Origin of the sequence: Sphingomonas oligoaromativorans, from assembly GCF_011762195.1 — a bacterium.
In the GTDB taxonomy this organism is placed as follows: Bacteria; Pseudomonadota; Alphaproteobacteria; order Sphingomonadales; family Sphingomonadaceae; genus Solisphingomonas; species Solisphingomonas oligoaromativorans.
Window position 1 is genome coordinate 348,307 of record NZ_JAASQK010000004.1, and the last position, 14,520, is coordinate 362,826.

Consider the following 14,520-nt stretch of genomic DNA (forward strand, 5'->3'; position numbering starts at 1 on the left):
CGGCCGCGCACATAGTGCAACGCGGCACATTTTACTAGGCCTCGGTCAAAAGCGCGAGCGTCGTGCGGTTGCGGCCCTCGATCTTGGAGCGGTACAGCGCCCGGTCGGCCTGGTCGAGCGCCTGGGCCAGCATGTCTTCCGCCGCTCCGCCGCCGAGTTCCACCGAGGTGACACCGAAGCTGGCGGTGACGGGCACGGGCATATCCTCGTTGAGGAACCCCGCCGCAATGCCCGCGCGGACGCGGTCCATCACCTCGACAGCCTCTTCCGCGCTGCTGTTCACCAGCAGCAGGGCAAATTCCTCGCCGCCGATGCGGCCCACCAGATCGCCCTTGCGCAGCGCACGGGACAGGCTCCGCGCGATGAAGCGCAGCGTCCGGTCGCCGGCGGTATGGCCGAAACGGTCGTTGATGCTCTTGAAATGATCGATATCGACCAGGGCGATCGCGATCGGCTGACGATGCCGGCGCCCGTTCGAAACGGCACGGACCGCCGCCTCATGAAATCCGCGCCGGTTGAACACGCCGGTCAATCCATCGCTCGCGGCCAGAGTGCGGAGCTTCGCCGCCAGATCGGACGCGATGAGCAGATTGGCCGCCACGCCGTTGGCGACGAACACCGGCGTCAGGCCGGCGAGGTAGAAGTCCATGAAGAAGCTCGCCAGCCGATGGTCTTCCGGGTGGAGACGGCCCTTCATATCGAGGAAGACGAGCAGCAGCTCGAACAGCACGAACACCGCGAGCGTGGTCATGGTGGCCCATTCTGCGGCCTCCGGTTCCCGATCGCGGGGGCGGATGGCGGCGATCGCGATGCCCAGCATCACCGAGGTGAAGAGCCCGTCGGTCGCCGACAGCCACCAGGGATGCACGCTGTGGCGTAAAGCCTCGTAGACGATGAACACGGTGGCGAAGGCGATGCCGATGCCGCGCGCCCGGCTGTCGAGTTTCGCCCGCTGTCGTGCCCCGATCGCCACCAGCGAGGCCGCCGCGAGGATGCAGGCGAACTCCACCATTTCCAGAATGGGATAGAGGCTCGGCCGGGCGGTGCCCACCGCGACGGCGAGAATCTCGATCCCGTAGAGGAAGTAGGCGATCGACCAGCTCAGCGCATGACGTGGCCGTCCGAAGCAGGCCCAGCCGATCGCCATCGCCGTGCCCAGCACGAGGCTGATGACCAGCATCGCCACCGAGATGACGACGCTCGCCTGAATATCCTCCGCCCCCAATGGTCCGGCCCTATTCGCGGGCGGCGGGCAGGTAGCGCAGCGGATCGACGGGCGTCCGCTTGTCGCGGATCTCGAAATGGAGCTGCGGCTTGTTCACCGAGCCGGTCGCGCCGGCGCGCGCGATCACGTCGCCGCGATGAACGGACTGGCCGCGCGTCACGAGAATCTGCTCGGCATGACCGTAAGCGGTGATCCAGCCATCGCCATGCTTGATGAGGATCAGGCCGCCATAGACGGCGATGGCGGAGCCCGCATAGGCCACCACGCCATCCGCCGCCGCCCGGATCGGATCGCCCCGGTTGGCGGCGATGTTGATGCCGTCGTTGCGGCGGCCGTCCCCCGACGGGCCGAAGCGGCCGATGATCTGGCCCGAGAGCGGCCAGTCGAACTTGCCCGAGAAAGCGTGCGGCTCGGCGATGGCGACATCGGTGTGGAGCGGCTTCCTGGGCGTCGCGGTCGGCGCCTTCGGCGCGGCGTCGGTCGCGATGGCGGGCTCGGAGCCGGTCGCCAGATCGTCGATATCGAGGCTGAAGGCATGGGCGCGCTGCTCGACCGTCATCTGCGCGGTTTCCGGCGCGCTCGGCAGCAGGAGCCGCTGGCCGTTGCGCAGCACATAAGGCGGCTGGAGGTCGTTCAGGTCCGCGATCCGGGACCATTCGATGCCATAGGCGCGCGCGATGGCGATGCCGCTCTGCCCCTCGCGGACGATGTGATAGCGGCCGCCCGGTATCTTCAGGCGTTGCCCGGTACGCACCACGAACGGCGCGGGGATGTTGTTGGCGCGGGCGATGGCTTCCGATCCCGCGCCGGTCTGGTTGCCGATCGAGCGGATCGTGTCGCCGGATTTCACGACATAGGTCGAATCGGGGATGGTCCTGGCGTCCGCGGTCACCTGCCGTGTCAGCCACGAAGGCGTCGGCTGCTTGACCGAACTCGGGATGTCGACGGTGCGGATATGCCCGCGACGGGAAGCCGGCAGTTCGGTCGAGAGAGGGCGTGTCGAGCGTGAGGAGGGCGGGGGCGTGCCGCCCTTGTCGCCGTAGGACTCCGGCGGAGCGCCGCGCGGGATGCAGCCGCTGGTCGCGAGAAGCGCGATCGCCATTACCCAACGACCGGAACGCGCCGTCATGCCCCAAACCCCGCAGCTATTCTCGCGGTGCCTTACTGGTGGAAAGGGGCGCTGCCAAGAGACGCGTGGTCAATAGCTTGCGGCAAGGGATGACAACGCCTCGCGATAGGTGAGATCGAGGTGGAGCGGCGTCACGGTGACATGGCCGCCCGCGATCGCCTCCAGATCGGTATCCTGAGCCGCGGTGTAAACGATCCCGCCGAAGTGCAGCCAGTAATAGGGAAATCCGCGCGGATCGGTGTGGCGGACCATGCGCGCCCGTCCATAGTCGCGAATGCCTTGCTCCACGACGCGGATGCCCTTCACTTCTTCGGGTGGAAGCGCCGGGAAGTTGATGTTGACCAGCATTCCCGGCGCGAACGGCGTATCGAGCAGCGGACGGATCGCGCGCTCGCCCCACGCCTCCGCGACGGCGAAGGAGACATCCTCGCCGGCTGCCTGCCGGGCATGGACCTGGCTCAGGGCGACCGAGCGGATGCCCGCCAGCGCGCCCTCCATGGCGGCCGAGACGGTGCCCGAATAGGTCACGTCCTCGCCCAGATTGGCGCCGCGGTTGACGCCGGAGAGGATCAGGTCCGGCGGGCCGTCGAGCACCTCCAGCAGCGCCATCATCACCGCGTCGGTGGGCGTGCCTGTCACCGAGAAGCGCCGCTCGCCATGCTGGCGCAGGCGGAGTGGCCGGGTGAGCGTCAGCGAGTGCCCCGCGCCCGATTGCTCCTCCGCCGGTGCCACCACCCAGATGTCGTCGCTGAACCGGCGCGCGATCGTCTCCGCGACGCCCAGGCCGCGCGCGTGGATGCCATCGTCGTTGGTGACGAGGATGCGCACCGTCAGGCCGGCTCGATCGCCTCAAGCCCGCCCAGATAGGGGCGCAGCACTTCGGGAATCCGCACCGCGCCATCGGCGGTCTGGTAATTCTCCATCACCGCGACCAGCGTGCGGCCGACGGCGAGGCCCGAGCCGTTCAGCGTGTGGACGAAGCGCGTGCCCTTGGTCTCCCTCGCCGGGCGGAAGCGCGTGTTCATGCGGCGCGCCTGGAAATCCGTGCAGTTCGAACAGGACGAGATTTCGCGATAGCGCTGCTGGCCGGGCAGCCACACCTCCAGATCATAGGTCCGTGCCGCCGAGAAGCCCATGTCGCCCGTGCAGAGCAGCATCCGGCGATAGGGCAGGCCGAGTGCCTCCAGCACGGTTTCGGCCGCGCGGGTCATCCGCTCATGCTCGTCCTCGGACTGTTCGGGGGTGACGATCGAGACCAGTTCGACCTTCTCGAACTGGTGCTGGCGGATGATACCGCGCGTGTCGCGCCCGGCCGCGCCGGCCTCGGCCCGGAAGCAGTTGGTGAGCGCCGTCATGCGCAGCGGCAGCTCCTGCTCGGAGAGGATCTGGTCGCGCACATAGTTGGTGAGGCTCACCTCGGCGGTCGGGATCAGCCAGCGGCCGTCGGTCGTCTGGAACAAGTCCTCGGCGAACTTGGGGAGCTGGCCGGTGCCGAACATCGCCTCGGTGCGGACGAGGAGCGGAGGCGCCACCTCGATATAGCCGTGCCGCTGCGTCTGGTGATCCAGCATGAACTGGCCCAGCGCGCGGTTGAGGCGGGCGATCTGGCCCTTGAGATAGACGAAGCGCGCGCCCGACACCGAACCGGCGGCGTCGAAGTCCATGCCCAGCGCGCGGCCGAGATCGTCGTGCTCGCGCGGCGTGAAGGCCGGCGCTTCCGGCTCGCCCCAATGGGAGACGAGGACATTGTCGTTCTCGTCCGCGCCCTGAGGCACGTTGGCGGCGGCGCGGTTCGGGATCTCTGCGAGGCGGGCGTTGAGCTGCTCTGCGATGGCGGCTTCCTGCGTCTCGCCATCGGCGATCACCTGCTTGAGGCGCGCGACTTCGGCCTGCATCGCCTCGCCGCCGGCGCGATCGCCGGTGGAGAACGCCTTGCCGATCTCTTTCGACAGCCGATTGCGCTCTGCCTGGGCGGTTTCGACCGACAGCGCCGCGTGCCGGCGGTCGGCGTCGAGCGCGGTGAAGGCGTCGGCGTCAAAGGCGGTGCCACGGCGCTGCATCTCGGCAGCGAAGGCGGCGGGATCGTCGCGGAGCAGGCGAATGTCATGCATGGCACGGGCTATGGCGGGAGGCCGCCGCCTTCGCAACCCTCACCCGGCGGTCGCGTTTATCCGATGCACGCCCATATCGGAGAAATGCCATGCGCGTCCCCCGCAACAGCGTCATTCTCGTCGCCGACGGCCGCAAACGCCTCCTCCTGCGCAACGGGGGAGATGCCGAGGCGCTGAATCTCACCGTCATGAGCGCTGTCGAGGAAGCCGCGAGCAAGACCCGCGAGATGGTGACCGATTCGCCCGGCCGCTCCTTTGCGCCCAACGCCGGGGGAGGGGCCTTTCCATCGGCGGACGCGCATGAGATCGAGGGGCTGCGCTTCGCGGCGGATACGGCGGAGATATTGTCCCGAGGCGTGCAATCCGGCGAGTTTTCGGATCTGATCGTGATGGCGCCGCCCAAGACGCTGGGGCAGCTCCGCAAGCATTATCATCGTGATGTGGAGAACAGGATTCTCCGGGAGGTCGGCAAGGATATGACGGGAAGCCCCGTTGGAGAGATCGAGAAGGTTCTGACGGCGCTGGATTGACGTGATTTTACGTCTCGTCGTTTCTCAGTCTCGGTTCGTCTCTCAGAGGTTCCCTCATCGGGCGTTTGAATGTGTTGATGCTCCAGTTTGGATGAAATCCATGGAGGGTTAGACGATGAAGTTCACGAAGACGGGGTTGATGCTGGGGGCTGCCACGGTGATGTTGCCGTCTCTGGCATTCGCCCAGACAACGGCTCCGTCCGCCGGCGCGGCTGCCGGTTCGACGCCTCCCGCGGCCACCGCTCCGGCGACGACGCCGAGCGCTCTTGAGACGGGTGCCAAGGTGCTCGATACGTCGGGCGGCACGGTTGGCACGATCGAGAGCATCGATGGCGATTTCGTCGTGCTCGCGACGAGCAAGAGCAAGGTGCGCCTGCCCAAGACCAGCTTCGCCCTGGGGCCGAACGGCCCGGTGATCGCGATGACGGCGGCCCAGATCGACGCGGCGGTCGCGCAGGCGGCGCCGGCACCTCAGGCGGCCGCGGCCAAGCCTGACGTCACGCAGGGCGCGGCGGTCGCCGATATGCAGGGCGGCGCGGTCGGCACGATCGCGACGGTCGATGCCCAGTTCGCCACGGTGGAGCTTGCCAGCGGCGGCAAGGTCCGCCTCCCGGTCACGGCTTTCGGCGCGGGCAGCAATGGCGGCCTCCGCATCGCGATGACCGCGCAGCAGCTCAGTGCGGCGGCCGGCGCCAGCGGTGGTGGGGCGGGCGGCTTGCACTAAGCGCCTGCCCGAAAGGAATAAGGGCCGCGACGCGCTGATGCGTCGCGGCCCTTTTCTTATGTCTGATCGCCTGTGGTTATTCGCGGTTCTTGCGCCGCGCGACGGCGCGTCGGGCGACAAGCGCCGCCGCGGCACCGCCGAACAGCACGAGCATCGGCGGAGCCGGCACGTCGGTCGGCGGGCCGCCGGTGGTGGTCGTGGTGGTCGAGCCGCCGCTCGTCGAGGAACTGGTGCTGCTCGACCCCGACGTGCTGGAGCTGGTCGACGACGAGGAGGAGGTCGAAGACGAAGTCGACGAGGAGGTGGAACTCGACGTCGAGGAGCCCGTGGAACTGGACGAAGTCGTCGTGCTCGTGATCCCGCCCGTCGAGGTGGAGGTGGAGGAGCCGCCCGTCGATGTCGACGTGGAGGAGCCACCCGTTGACGTGGAGGTGGACGATCCGCCCGTGGAGGTGGAGGAGCCGCCGCTCGAGGTGGAGGTCGATCCTCCGCTGCTCGATGATGTCGTGGAAACGAGGAAGCCGCCGCTGCCGGTGCTTCCGCCGAAGAAGCCGCCGCCGAAGAAGCCGGGGCCGCCGATGAAGCCGCCCGAGCTGCCCCCGGTCGTGGTCGCCGCAGGAGCGACCGCCCCGCCCGCATAAGCCGGAGGCGCCGCTTCAGGGGCGCGAGCCAGCGTGATCGTGCCGGGCGTGCAGGTCGTGGTGGTGGTTACCACCTTGCGCGCCGGAGCGGCTGCGACGCGGTGTACGGGCTTGGGCGCCACGCGATGATGCGCCGGTCGCGGATGCTCCGCATAGTGAACGGCGCCACCGCCGATGGCCGCGCCGCCACAGGCGCAGGCGCATAATTTCGCGACCGCCATTCTAACAGACATCGCTTCCCTCTCGCCCCCTGCTTGGCGGATGTCGCCGAACTCCAGGCCGTTACGGCCGGTTGCGCCATCCGCTCGCTTGCCGAAGCGCTACAAAACCCTGTGAGCGCATGTTTCCGATCCCTCCTCGCCTGTTCAACGAGGAATGGGAAGGGAGGTGATTAGACGTCGCCTGGTTAATGTCCCGTTTTGCGTCAGGAAAGACACGCATTTGGATCTGAAAGGACTGTGACGGCGTTGCAGCGCCGTGGGTTTTCTGGTCTTGCGGCGCCTCGGTTTGCACAAGGCGGCGCTTGTATGCGGTTTCGCGGCTGGCTATAGGGCGGCCCGGGGACAGGAGCATCTCGCGTGAGGGCGTCCAACAGCCTGATCGCAGGCTCCGCAGAGGAGCGGAGAGTTGCATGGCGACGGCGGTTGATACCGTGGGGGCAGAGCAGGAAGCCGACACGCTTCCAGAGGACTATCGTCCTGCTTCCGACGAGCCCTTCATGGGGCCTAGGCAGACAATCTATTTTCGGCGCAAGCTGCTCGCATGGAAGGATTCCATCCTGCGCGAGGCGAAGGAAACGCTCGCGCAGCTTCAGACCGATTCGCTGCGCGAGCCCGACATCACCGATCGCGCATCGAGCGAGACGGACTGGTCGATCGAACTGCGTACCCGCGACCGGCAACGCAAGCTGATCTCCAAGATCGATGCGGCGCTTCGGCGGATCGACGAAGGCGAATATGGCTATTGCGAGGTGTCGGGGGAACCGATCTCGCTGGCGCGCCTCGAAGCCCGCCCGATCGCCACGATGACGGTGGAAGCGCAGGAGCGGCACGAACGTAACGAGAAGATTTCGCGCGACGACTGAGCCGGATCGGTGCCGATGAGGGACTGGCGGCCGAATTAGGCTTTGGTCGCGGCGGCTCGATTTTGCTAGTATGGCCAGATCGTTAGGGCGTTTGCAGGGTTGAGCAGAGGTGAAAGAAGCTTTGGGTAGCGATACACCGCAAGGTGGCACGGACTCGCAGCGTCGTGACGAACGGGACAGCCTGTTCGTCTTCGCCCGTCTCAAACATGAAGGCCAGGCCGGCGAGGGCCATAATGTGCGGGTCCGCAACGTCTCGTCCGGTGGTCTGATGGCGGATGCGCCGGAGGACTTCCGGCAGGCGGCGCGAGTCGAAATCATGCTTGAGGGTGTGGGGCTCGTGCGCGGGGCGGTGGCCTGGGCCGAGTCCGGCCGCATCGGCGTGGCGTTCGATCATCCGATCGACAAGACCCTGGCACGCAAGCCTCGTGCGGCGAAGGCGGATGAGGATCTGTTCCGGCCGACGACGCTGGATTATCGCCGTCCCGGCCTGAAGGCTCGCTGAAGCGGCGACGCCGCGCGGTGCCCGTTGCCGATGCATTGACAATATGGGATTTCGGGCGGCCCGCGGTGTCCTTTCGACACCGGCGGACCGCGTGCGGTTCAAAGCCCCGCGAGGGCTTCCTTGATCTTCAGTTTCTGTTTCTTGAGGCTGGCAATCATGCCCTGATCGGGAGCGGGTCGCCGTTCTTCGTCAGCAATTCGAGCGTCCAGTCCCGCGTGACGGGACAGCAAAGCGCTGGAATGTGGATCGGCCATTCGATACCTCCTCGCTAGCTAGTGTCAGCATCCTCCACTAAATCACCAAATCGCCGGGCTGTCGCGTGAACAAAGAGCGAAAGCGGCAAACGGGTTTCACAAATGCGACGATCCGTGGGCGGTGACCGCGCAGGCGGATTCCGGGCTTGCAGCGAGCCAGCCAAGGGAGCATCGCTGGAACGAGACCACCCGCGTCGACGGGAGTCGACCGGTACGGGGACAGTCGGGATGGATGCCGAGGAGGAGATCAGCCGCAGGCTCGCCCTGCTGCGCACGGAGCATCGTGATCTCGATGCCGCCATTCAGGCGCTGGGCGATCTGCCGCAACCCGATCAGCTCCAGATCGCGCGTCTCAAGAAGCGCAAGCTCCGCATCAAGGACGAGATTTCCGTGCTGGGGGATACGCTGATCCCCGATATCATCGCCTGATACGAAAAAAGGCCGGCCCGACGGATCGGACCGGCCTCTTTCGTATGAGCGGCGATCAGGCCGTAATGAGGCTTTCGGTGCCATCGGTCGCCTGGCCGTCGATCGCGATCCGGCGCGGCTTCTTGTGCTCAGGCACTTCGCGCTTCAACTCGATGTTGAGCAGGCCGTCGACATAGCCGGCGCCCGTGACCTTGATGGTGTCGGCGAGCTGGAAGCGGCGCTCGAAAGCGCGCTTCGCGATACCGCGATGGAGGAACTCGCGCTCGGCTTCGCCAGCCTTGGGCTCGGCCTTGCCGATCACGATCAGCACATTGTCCTGCACCGTCAGCTCCAGTTCATCGCGCGAGAAGCCGGCGACGGCCATGGAGATGCGGTAACTGTCCTCGGCCAGCTTCTCGATATTGTAGGGCGGGTAGGCATCGCCTTCGCCGCGTGTGGCGAAATCGACGAGGCGATTGAGATTTTCGAAGCCGATGGACGAGCGCAACAGGGGCGCGAAATCAAGCGTACGCATAGGTTCAGACCCTCCTTGGGCGAATGAACGACGATAAAGCCCGCGGACTATCCGCCAGGCCCGTCGCGGCACCCCGGATGGCGGCGCCTCGACCTACCCAAGATGGATAGCGCCATCACTCTTTCAAGTGGGTGTTCTGGTGTGGGACGGTCCCGCGGTTTCGCTTCCGTCACGAGCGTATTTTGCGGGCAAATGCTATGGCACACCCACGCCATGATTATTGCTCTTCAAGACGGGATCAGCCGGCGGCTGGTCGATTCGCTCTATGTCGAGGCGATGCTTCTGGCGGACGAAGCGCGCGGCTATTTCGATGCCGCCGGTCGGGCCGATCGGGACGATCTTCCGCCGCTGCTGCGCGTCGGCTTCTCCTGCGAGTCGCTGCGCGTGACGACGCGGCTGATGCATGTGATCGCGTGGCTCCTTGTCCGCCGCGCGCTCGCCAGCGGGGAGATCGGCGCGGAACAGGCCTCCGCGCCCGAACGGAAGCTGGGCCATGTTCCCGAAAGCGATCCTGCCGCGATAGAAGCGCTGCCGAGGCCGGCGCAGCAGATCATCGCCGCGACCGAAGATCTGTACGCTCGCGTGCTCCGACTTGACAGCGGTATCCGCCGCACCGCGACACCGGAAAGCCCGGTGCTGAGCCTGATGGGGCAATTGGAGCGGGCGTTCGGATCGTCGCGGCTGGCGGGCGCGCTGGGTGGCGGGCAGATGATCCACCACGCTGCGCCCGCCGCCTGATCCTCAGAGGCTCTTCGCCTTCAGTTCGGCCTGCGCCGCCCGATATTCCATCGCCAGCCGCGAGACGCGCTCCGCCACGGGCTCGACGGCATGGACCGCGCCGATGCCCTGGCCCGAACCCCAGATGTCGCGCCAGGCCTTGGCCGCGCCGCCGCCGAAGTCCATCTTGCTCGGATCGCTCGTCGGCAGATGATCGGGGTCGAGCCCCGCCGCGACGATCGAGGCGCGCAGATAATTGCCATGCACGCCCGTGAAGAGATCGGTGTAGACGATATCCGCCGCCCGGCCCTCGACGATGCCCTGCTTGTAGCTTTCGGCCGCGTGAGCCTCGCTGGTCGCGATGAAGGGCGAGCCGATATAGGCGAGATCCGCCCCCATCGCCTGCGCGGCGAGGATCGAATGGCCGTTGGCGATCGCGCCCGAGAGGACCAGCGGGCCTTCGAACCACTCGCGGATTTCCTGCACCAGCGCGAAGGGGGAAAGGCGCCCCGCATGGCCGCCCGCGCCGCTCGCGACGGCGATCAGGCCGGTCGCGCCCTTTTCGATCGCCTTGCGGGCGAAGCGGTCGTCGATGATGTCGTGGAGCGTCACGCCGCCCCAGCCATGGACGGCGGTATTCAAGTCCTCGCGCGCGCCGAGCGAGGTGATGATGATCGGCACCTTGCGGCTGGCGCAGGTGGCGAGATCCTCCTCCAGTCGCGGATTGCTGCGGTGGACGATCTGGTTCACCGCATAGGGCGCGGAGGGCGTGTCGGGATGATCGCGATCCCAGGCGGCCAGTTCCTCCTCGATCCGGTGCAGCCACTCGTCGAGCTGGCTCTGCGGACGGGCGTTCAGCGCCGGGAAGGAGCCGACGATGCCGGCCTTGCACTGGGCGATCACCAGTTCCGGCCCGGAGACGATGAACATCGGCGAGGCGATCACCGGCAGGCGGAGGCGGTCGAAGATCGGCGGCAGGCTCATGCGCGCGCTCCTTCCGCCGCCTTGTCGATCGCGCGGGCCAGTTCGATGTCGCGCATCGACAGGCCGTCGGCATCATGCGTGGTCAGCAGGATGTCGACCCGGTTCCACACATTGGACCATTCGGGATGATGATCCGCCTTCTCGGCGAGCAGGGCGACGCGGGTCATGAACCCGAACGCCGCCACGAAGTCTGCGAAGACGAAGCGCTTGGTGATGCCGTCGCGCTTCGGCTCATGCTCCCATCCACCAAGCGTCGGCAGCAACTCCGCCCGCTCGGCCTCTCCCAGCCTCTTGACCATATCGTCGACTCCTTGACGTTTGCGTCAATCTAGCTGGGATAAGCGGGTCAGTCGACGGTCTGTTCGATCGCGCCGAAGATGCTGTGGCCGTGCGCGTCCTTCATCTCGATGCGGATGGTGTCGCCATGCTGGAGGAAAGGCGTTTCCGGCTGGCCGCGCAGGATCGTCTCGACGGTGCGGATCTCCGCGATGCAGCTATAGCCGAGGCCGCCTTCCGCGATCGGCTTGCCGGGCGAATTGCCTTCGCCGCGATTGGAGACGGTGCCGGAGCCGATCACCGTGCCGGCCGAAAGCGCGCGCGTCTTGGCGGCGTGGGCGATGAGCTGGCCGAAATCGAAGGTCATGTCGACGCCGGCATCCGCCTTGCCGAAAGGGGCGCCGTTGAGCGACACGAGCAGCGGCAGGTGAAGCTTGCCGTCCTTCCACGCATCGCCCAGCGCATCCGGCGTCACCGCGACGGGCGACAGGGCGGAGGAAGGCTTGGACTGGAAGAAGCCGAAGCCTTTGGCCAACTCGTTCGGGATGAGGTTGCGCAGCGACACGTCGTTGACCAGGCAGATGAGGCGGATCGCCTCCAGCGCCTGCTCGCGGGTCGCGCCCTGCGGCACGTCGCCCACGATGACGGCGATCTCGGCCTCCAGATCGCAGCCCCAGGCGGGATCGGCGAGCGGGATCGCGTCGCGGGCGCCGAGGAAGCCATCCGAGCCGCCCTGATACATCAGCGGATCGGTCCAGAAGCTTTCCGGCATCTCCGCGCCGCGCGCGCGCCGCACCAGCTCGACATGGTTCACATAGGCCGAGCCGTCCGCCCACTGATAGGCGCGGGGCAGCGGGGCAGCGGCCTCATGCTCGTGGAAGCGCTGCATGGGGATCACCTCATGCGCGAGGTCAGTCGCGAGATTGGCGAGCGCGGGGCCGGCATGATCCCAATCATCCAGCGCGGCCTGAAGCGTCGGCGCGATGTGGGTGGCGTCGGCATACCAGGCGAGATTGTCCGAGACGACGACGAGGCGGCCATCCCGGCCGGCTTTGAGCGATGCGAGCTTCATGCCCTCTCCTTATCCATTCCCGCCCTTCTGCCTGCGAGGACGGTCTCGGGCAACCGGATTAGGCGGTCCGTTCGGGCACGGCGGCGGCGTCGGTCAGGATCGTGCTGTGGCTGGAGATCGCTTCCCACGGGAAGACAAACCAGTCCTTGGTCACGGCCCGGTCGATGATCTGCGACTGATAGTCGACCTTCTCCATCGAACGGATATTGTCGATCATCACGGCGAAGCGGATGCCGTCCTCCGGCGGGGATGCCACGGCGAGCAGTTCGCGCAGATGGCGGATGGTCCGCCCCGTGTCGTTGATGTCGTCGACGAACAGCAGCCGCTCGCCATTCGCCGCCATCTGGCTGAGGCGGGCGAGGGGCTCGTCGGAGAAGCCGGGCACCTGCGCCGAATAATCGACCGAGAGCATCGGCCAGCCGGTCGCGTGGCTGAGGAAGGTGCTCGGCACCAGCCCGCCGCGCCCCACGCCGATGATGAAGCTTGGCCGCCAGCCACTCTTCTCCACCTGTGCCGCCAGCGTGCGGATCGCCGCGAGGAAATCCTCGTGGGGAATGTAGGTCAGGGTCGGTTGCGACATCGGCTCTGTCCTTTCAGGCGGTGGTGACGTGGGCGGCGAGCGCCGAGAGGTGACGAGCGATCGCTTCGTCGGGCAGGAAAGAGCCGAGGAAGCTGTTGCGCGCCAGCGTCACGAAATCCTCGCGGCTGAGCTGTCCGGTGCCGGCCAGCGCGCGGACATTGTCGTTCACATAACCGCCGAAATAGGCGGGATCGTCGGAGTTCACCGTCGCGCGCAGGCCCGCGTCGAGCATCCGCTTCATCGGATGAGCGTCGATATGATCGACCACACAGAGCTTGAGGTTGGATAGCGGGCAAACGGTCAGCGTCATCGCCTCGCGGGCAAGGCGGGTGGTGAGGAACCCGTCTTCCAGCGCGCGATTGCCATGGTCGAGCCGGTCGATCTCGAGGATATCGAGCGCCTGATGGACATAGTCCGGCGGGCCTTCCTCACCGGCATGGGCGACGCGCTTCAGCCCCATCGCACCCGCCGCCGCGAAGACGCGGGCAAACTTCTCGGGCGGGTGGCCCAGTTCCGAGGAGTCGAGGCCGACGCCGGCGATACGGTCCAGGAAGGGCTCGGCGGCCTTGAGCGTGTCGAGGGCGGCTTTTTCGTCGAGGTGGCGCAGGAAGCAGAGGATGAGCTTGGAGGTGAGGCCGTGCTTCTTCTCGGCTTCCACCATGCCGGCGTGCAGGCCGTTCAGCACGGTCTGGAACGGGATGCCGCGATCGGTGTGCGTCTGCGGATCGAAGAAGATCTCGGCGTGGACGACGTTATCGGCCGCCGCGCGATCGAAATAGGCAACCGCGAGGTCGCGGAAATCCTCTTCCTCGCGGAGCACCTGCGCACCCTGATAATAGATATCGAGGAAATCCTGGAGGCGGCTGAACCGATAGGCGGCGCGCACCTCCTCCACCGAGGCGAAGGGGATCGCCACCTTGTTGCGCTCGGCCAGCGCGAACATCAGCTCGGGCTCGAGCGATCCTTCGATGTGGAGGTGGAGTTCGGCCTTGGGCAGGCTGGCGGCGAAATCGGCGAGCGCGATGGTCATGCACCCGTTTACCGCACCGCAGCGCATCGCGCGAGCCGTTCGGCCTCATTTTCGCTTGCGGCGGAGAAGGGCGTGGCGACATTCCGGTCCCCATGATTCGTCGATCCCTCATTCCGCTCCTCGCGTTGGCCGTGGCGTTCCCGGTCGCGGCCGCGCCCCGTCCAACGCCGCCCGTCCGGGTGAAGATCGAGACGACGGAGGGGCCGATCGTGATCGCGCTGGAGATGAAGCGCGCGCCGATCACCTCCAACAACTTCCTCGCTTATGTGGACCGGAAGCTGTTCGACAATACGAGCTTCTATAGGGCCGCGCGCGGCACGCCCAACACGAAGGAAGGTTTCGTCGAAGGCGGAATCAACAATTCCATGGGCCATTCGCTGAAGCCGATCGCCCATGAACCGACCAGCAGGACGGGCATCCATCACCTCGACGGCACCGTTTCCATGGCGCGCGACGAGCCGGGAACGGCGATGGGGGATTTCTTCATCGTGGTCGGCGACGGCACCTATCTCGATGCCAGCAAGAAAGACCCCGGCTATGCGGCTTTCGGCCATGTGGTGAGCGGGATGCCGCTGGTCCGCAGGATGCTGGCGCGGCCCACTTTCAAGGGCGGCTGGTCCAAGCTGACGGTGGGCCAGTCGATGCTCCACCCGATCAGGATATTGACCGCACGCCGCCTTCCTTGAGGCGGGGCAGGGGGCGAAGCGCCGGCCCCCTG

The 14,520-nt window shown here is 66.7% G+C and carries 18 protein-coding genes and 1 pseudogene; 8 read left to right on the forward strand and 11 right to left on the reverse strand.

Annotation, left to right across the window (positions count from 1 at the left end):
• Positions 1–34 precede the first annotated feature (34 nt).
• The 4 genes from FHS98_RS10305 to serS form a co-directional block, all read right to left on the reverse strand.
• Positions 35–1,225 (reverse strand): GGDEF domain-containing protein, encoded by a 1,191-nt coding sequence (locus tag FHS98_RS10305; RefSeq protein ID WP_167103930.1) that lies wholly within the window; start codon positions 1,223–1,225, stop codon positions 35–37.
• A 10-nt stretch (positions 1,226–1,235) separates the two neighbouring features.
• Positions 1,236–2,354, reverse strand: a complete 1,119-nt coding sequence (locus FHS98_RS10310) for a peptidoglycan DD-metalloendopeptidase family protein (RefSeq protein WP_243847959.1) — start codon at positions 2,352–2,354, stop codon at positions 1,236–1,238.
• Between the two features lie 69 nt (positions 2,355–2,423).
• On the reverse strand, positions 2,424–3,182 hold the full coding sequence (gene surE, locus FHS98_RS10315) for a 5'/3'-nucleotidase SurE (RefSeq protein WP_167103933.1): 759 nt from the start codon (positions 3,180–3,182) through the stop codon (positions 2,424–2,426).
• A gap of 2 nt (positions 3,183–3,184) precedes the next feature.
• Positions 3,185–4,465 (reverse strand): serine--tRNA ligase, encoded by a 1,281-nt coding sequence (gene serS / locus FHS98_RS10320; protein ID WP_167103936.1) that lies wholly within the window; start codon positions 4,463–4,465, stop codon positions 3,185–3,187.
• Between the two features lie 89 nt (positions 4,466–4,554).
• Here serS and FHS98_RS10325 point away from each other — a divergent pair, with 89 nt between their 5' ends.
• From FHS98_RS10325 to FHS98_RS10345, 5 genes are all read left to right on the forward strand, one after another.
• Positions 4,555–4,995: a host attachment family protein gene (locus FHS98_RS10325; RefSeq protein WP_167103938.1), complete on the forward strand. Its 441-nt coding sequence runs from the start codon at positions 4,555–4,557 to the stop codon at positions 4,993–4,995.
• 115 nt (positions 4,996–5,110) lie between these two features.
• Positions 5,111–5,719 carry a preprotein translocase subunit YajC gene (locus FHS98_RS10330; RefSeq protein WP_167103941.1) on the forward strand — a complete coding sequence of 203 codons (609 nt, stop codon included), beginning with the start codon at positions 5,111–5,113 and terminating at the stop codon, positions 5,717–5,719.
• 89 nt (positions 5,720–5,808) lie between these two features.
• Positions 5,809–6,360 carry a hypothetical protein gene (locus tag FHS98_RS10335; protein ID WP_208402176.1) on the forward strand — a complete coding sequence of 184 codons (552 nt, stop codon included), beginning with the start codon at positions 5,809–5,811 and terminating at the stop codon, positions 6,358–6,360.
• A gap of 631 nt (positions 6,361–6,991) precedes the next feature.
• Positions 6,992–7,444 carry an RNA polymerase-binding protein DksA gene (gene dksA / locus FHS98_RS10340; RefSeq protein WP_167103944.1) on the forward strand — a complete coding sequence of 151 codons (453 nt, stop codon included), beginning with the start codon at positions 6,992–6,994 and terminating at the stop codon, positions 7,442–7,444.
• 109 nt (positions 7,445–7,553) lie between these two features.
• Positions 7,554–7,946 carry a PilZ domain-containing protein gene (locus FHS98_RS10345; protein ID WP_167103947.1) on the forward strand — a complete coding sequence of 131 codons (393 nt, stop codon included), beginning with the start codon at positions 7,554–7,556 and terminating at the stop codon, positions 7,944–7,946.
• A 98-nt stretch (positions 7,947–8,044) separates the two neighbouring features.
• Here FHS98_RS10345 and FHS98_RS10350 read toward each other — a convergent pair whose 3' ends face one another.
• Positions 8,045–8,200 carry a YdcH family protein gene (locus FHS98_RS10350; RefSeq protein ID WP_167103950.1) on the reverse strand — a complete coding sequence of 52 codons (156 nt, stop codon included), beginning with the start codon at positions 8,198–8,200 and terminating at the stop codon, positions 8,045–8,047.
• 228 nt (positions 8,201–8,428) lie between these two features.
• Here FHS98_RS10350 and FHS98_RS10355 point away from each other — a divergent pair, with 228 nt between their 5' ends.
• Entirely contained in the window at positions 8,429–8,629 is a 201-nt protein-coding gene (locus FHS98_RS10355) for a YdcH family protein (protein WP_167103953.1), read from the forward strand.
• 55 nt (positions 8,630–8,684) lie between these two features.
• Here FHS98_RS10355 and FHS98_RS10360 read toward each other — a convergent pair whose 3' ends face one another.
• The gene (locus FHS98_RS10360) at positions 8,685–9,143 is read right to left on the reverse strand and encodes an Hsp20 family protein (protein WP_167103956.1); all 459 of its coding nucleotides are present in this window, start codon (positions 9,141–9,143) and stop codon (positions 8,685–8,687) included.
• A 213-nt stretch (positions 9,144–9,356) separates the two neighbouring features.
• Here FHS98_RS10360 and FHS98_RS10365 point away from each other — a divergent pair, with 213 nt between their 5' ends.
• Positions 9,357–9,881 carry a DUF1465 family protein gene (locus tag FHS98_RS10365; protein WP_243847960.1) on the forward strand — a complete coding sequence of 175 codons (525 nt, stop codon included), beginning with the start codon at positions 9,357–9,359 and terminating at the stop codon, positions 9,879–9,881.
• 3 nt (positions 9,882–9,884) lie between these two features.
• Here the strand turns inward: FHS98_RS10365 and FHS98_RS10370 are convergent, their stop codons facing one another.
• From FHS98_RS10370 to FHS98_RS10390, 5 genes and pseudogenes are all read right to left on the reverse strand, one after another.
• Complete coding sequence (locus FHS98_RS10370) at positions 9,885–10,844, reverse strand: NAD(P)H-dependent flavin oxidoreductase (protein WP_167103959.1); 960 nt, start codon at positions 10,842–10,844, stop codon at positions 9,885–9,887.
• Positions 10,841–11,146, reverse strand: a pseudogene (locus FHS98_RS10375) (4a-hydroxytetrahydrobiopterin dehydratase); the annotation flags it as partial. The pseudogene FHS98_RS10375 and the gene FHS98_RS10370, both read right to left, overlap by 4 nt.
• A gap of 44 nt (positions 11,147–11,190) precedes the next feature.
• Positions 11,191–12,192, reverse strand: a complete 1,002-nt coding sequence (locus FHS98_RS10380) for a fumarylacetoacetate hydrolase family protein (protein WP_167103965.1) — start codon at positions 12,190–12,192, stop codon at positions 11,191–11,193.
• A 58-nt stretch (positions 12,193–12,250) separates the two neighbouring features.
• Complete coding sequence (locus FHS98_RS10385) at positions 12,251–12,772, reverse strand: phosphoribosyltransferase (protein WP_167103968.1); 522 nt, start codon at positions 12,770–12,772, stop codon at positions 12,251–12,253.
• A gap of 13 nt (positions 12,773–12,785) precedes the next feature.
• Positions 12,786–13,802 (reverse strand): adenosine deaminase, encoded by a 1,017-nt coding sequence (locus FHS98_RS10390; RefSeq protein ID WP_167103971.1) that lies wholly within the window; start codon positions 13,800–13,802, stop codon positions 12,786–12,788.
• A gap of 92 nt (positions 13,803–13,894) precedes the next feature.
• Here FHS98_RS10390 and FHS98_RS10395 point away from each other — a divergent pair, with 92 nt between their 5' ends.
• Complete coding sequence (locus tag FHS98_RS10395) at positions 13,895–14,488, forward strand: peptidylprolyl isomerase (RefSeq protein ID WP_167103974.1); 594 nt, start codon at positions 13,895–13,897, stop codon at positions 14,486–14,488.
• Positions 14,489–14,520 lie beyond the last annotated feature (32 nt).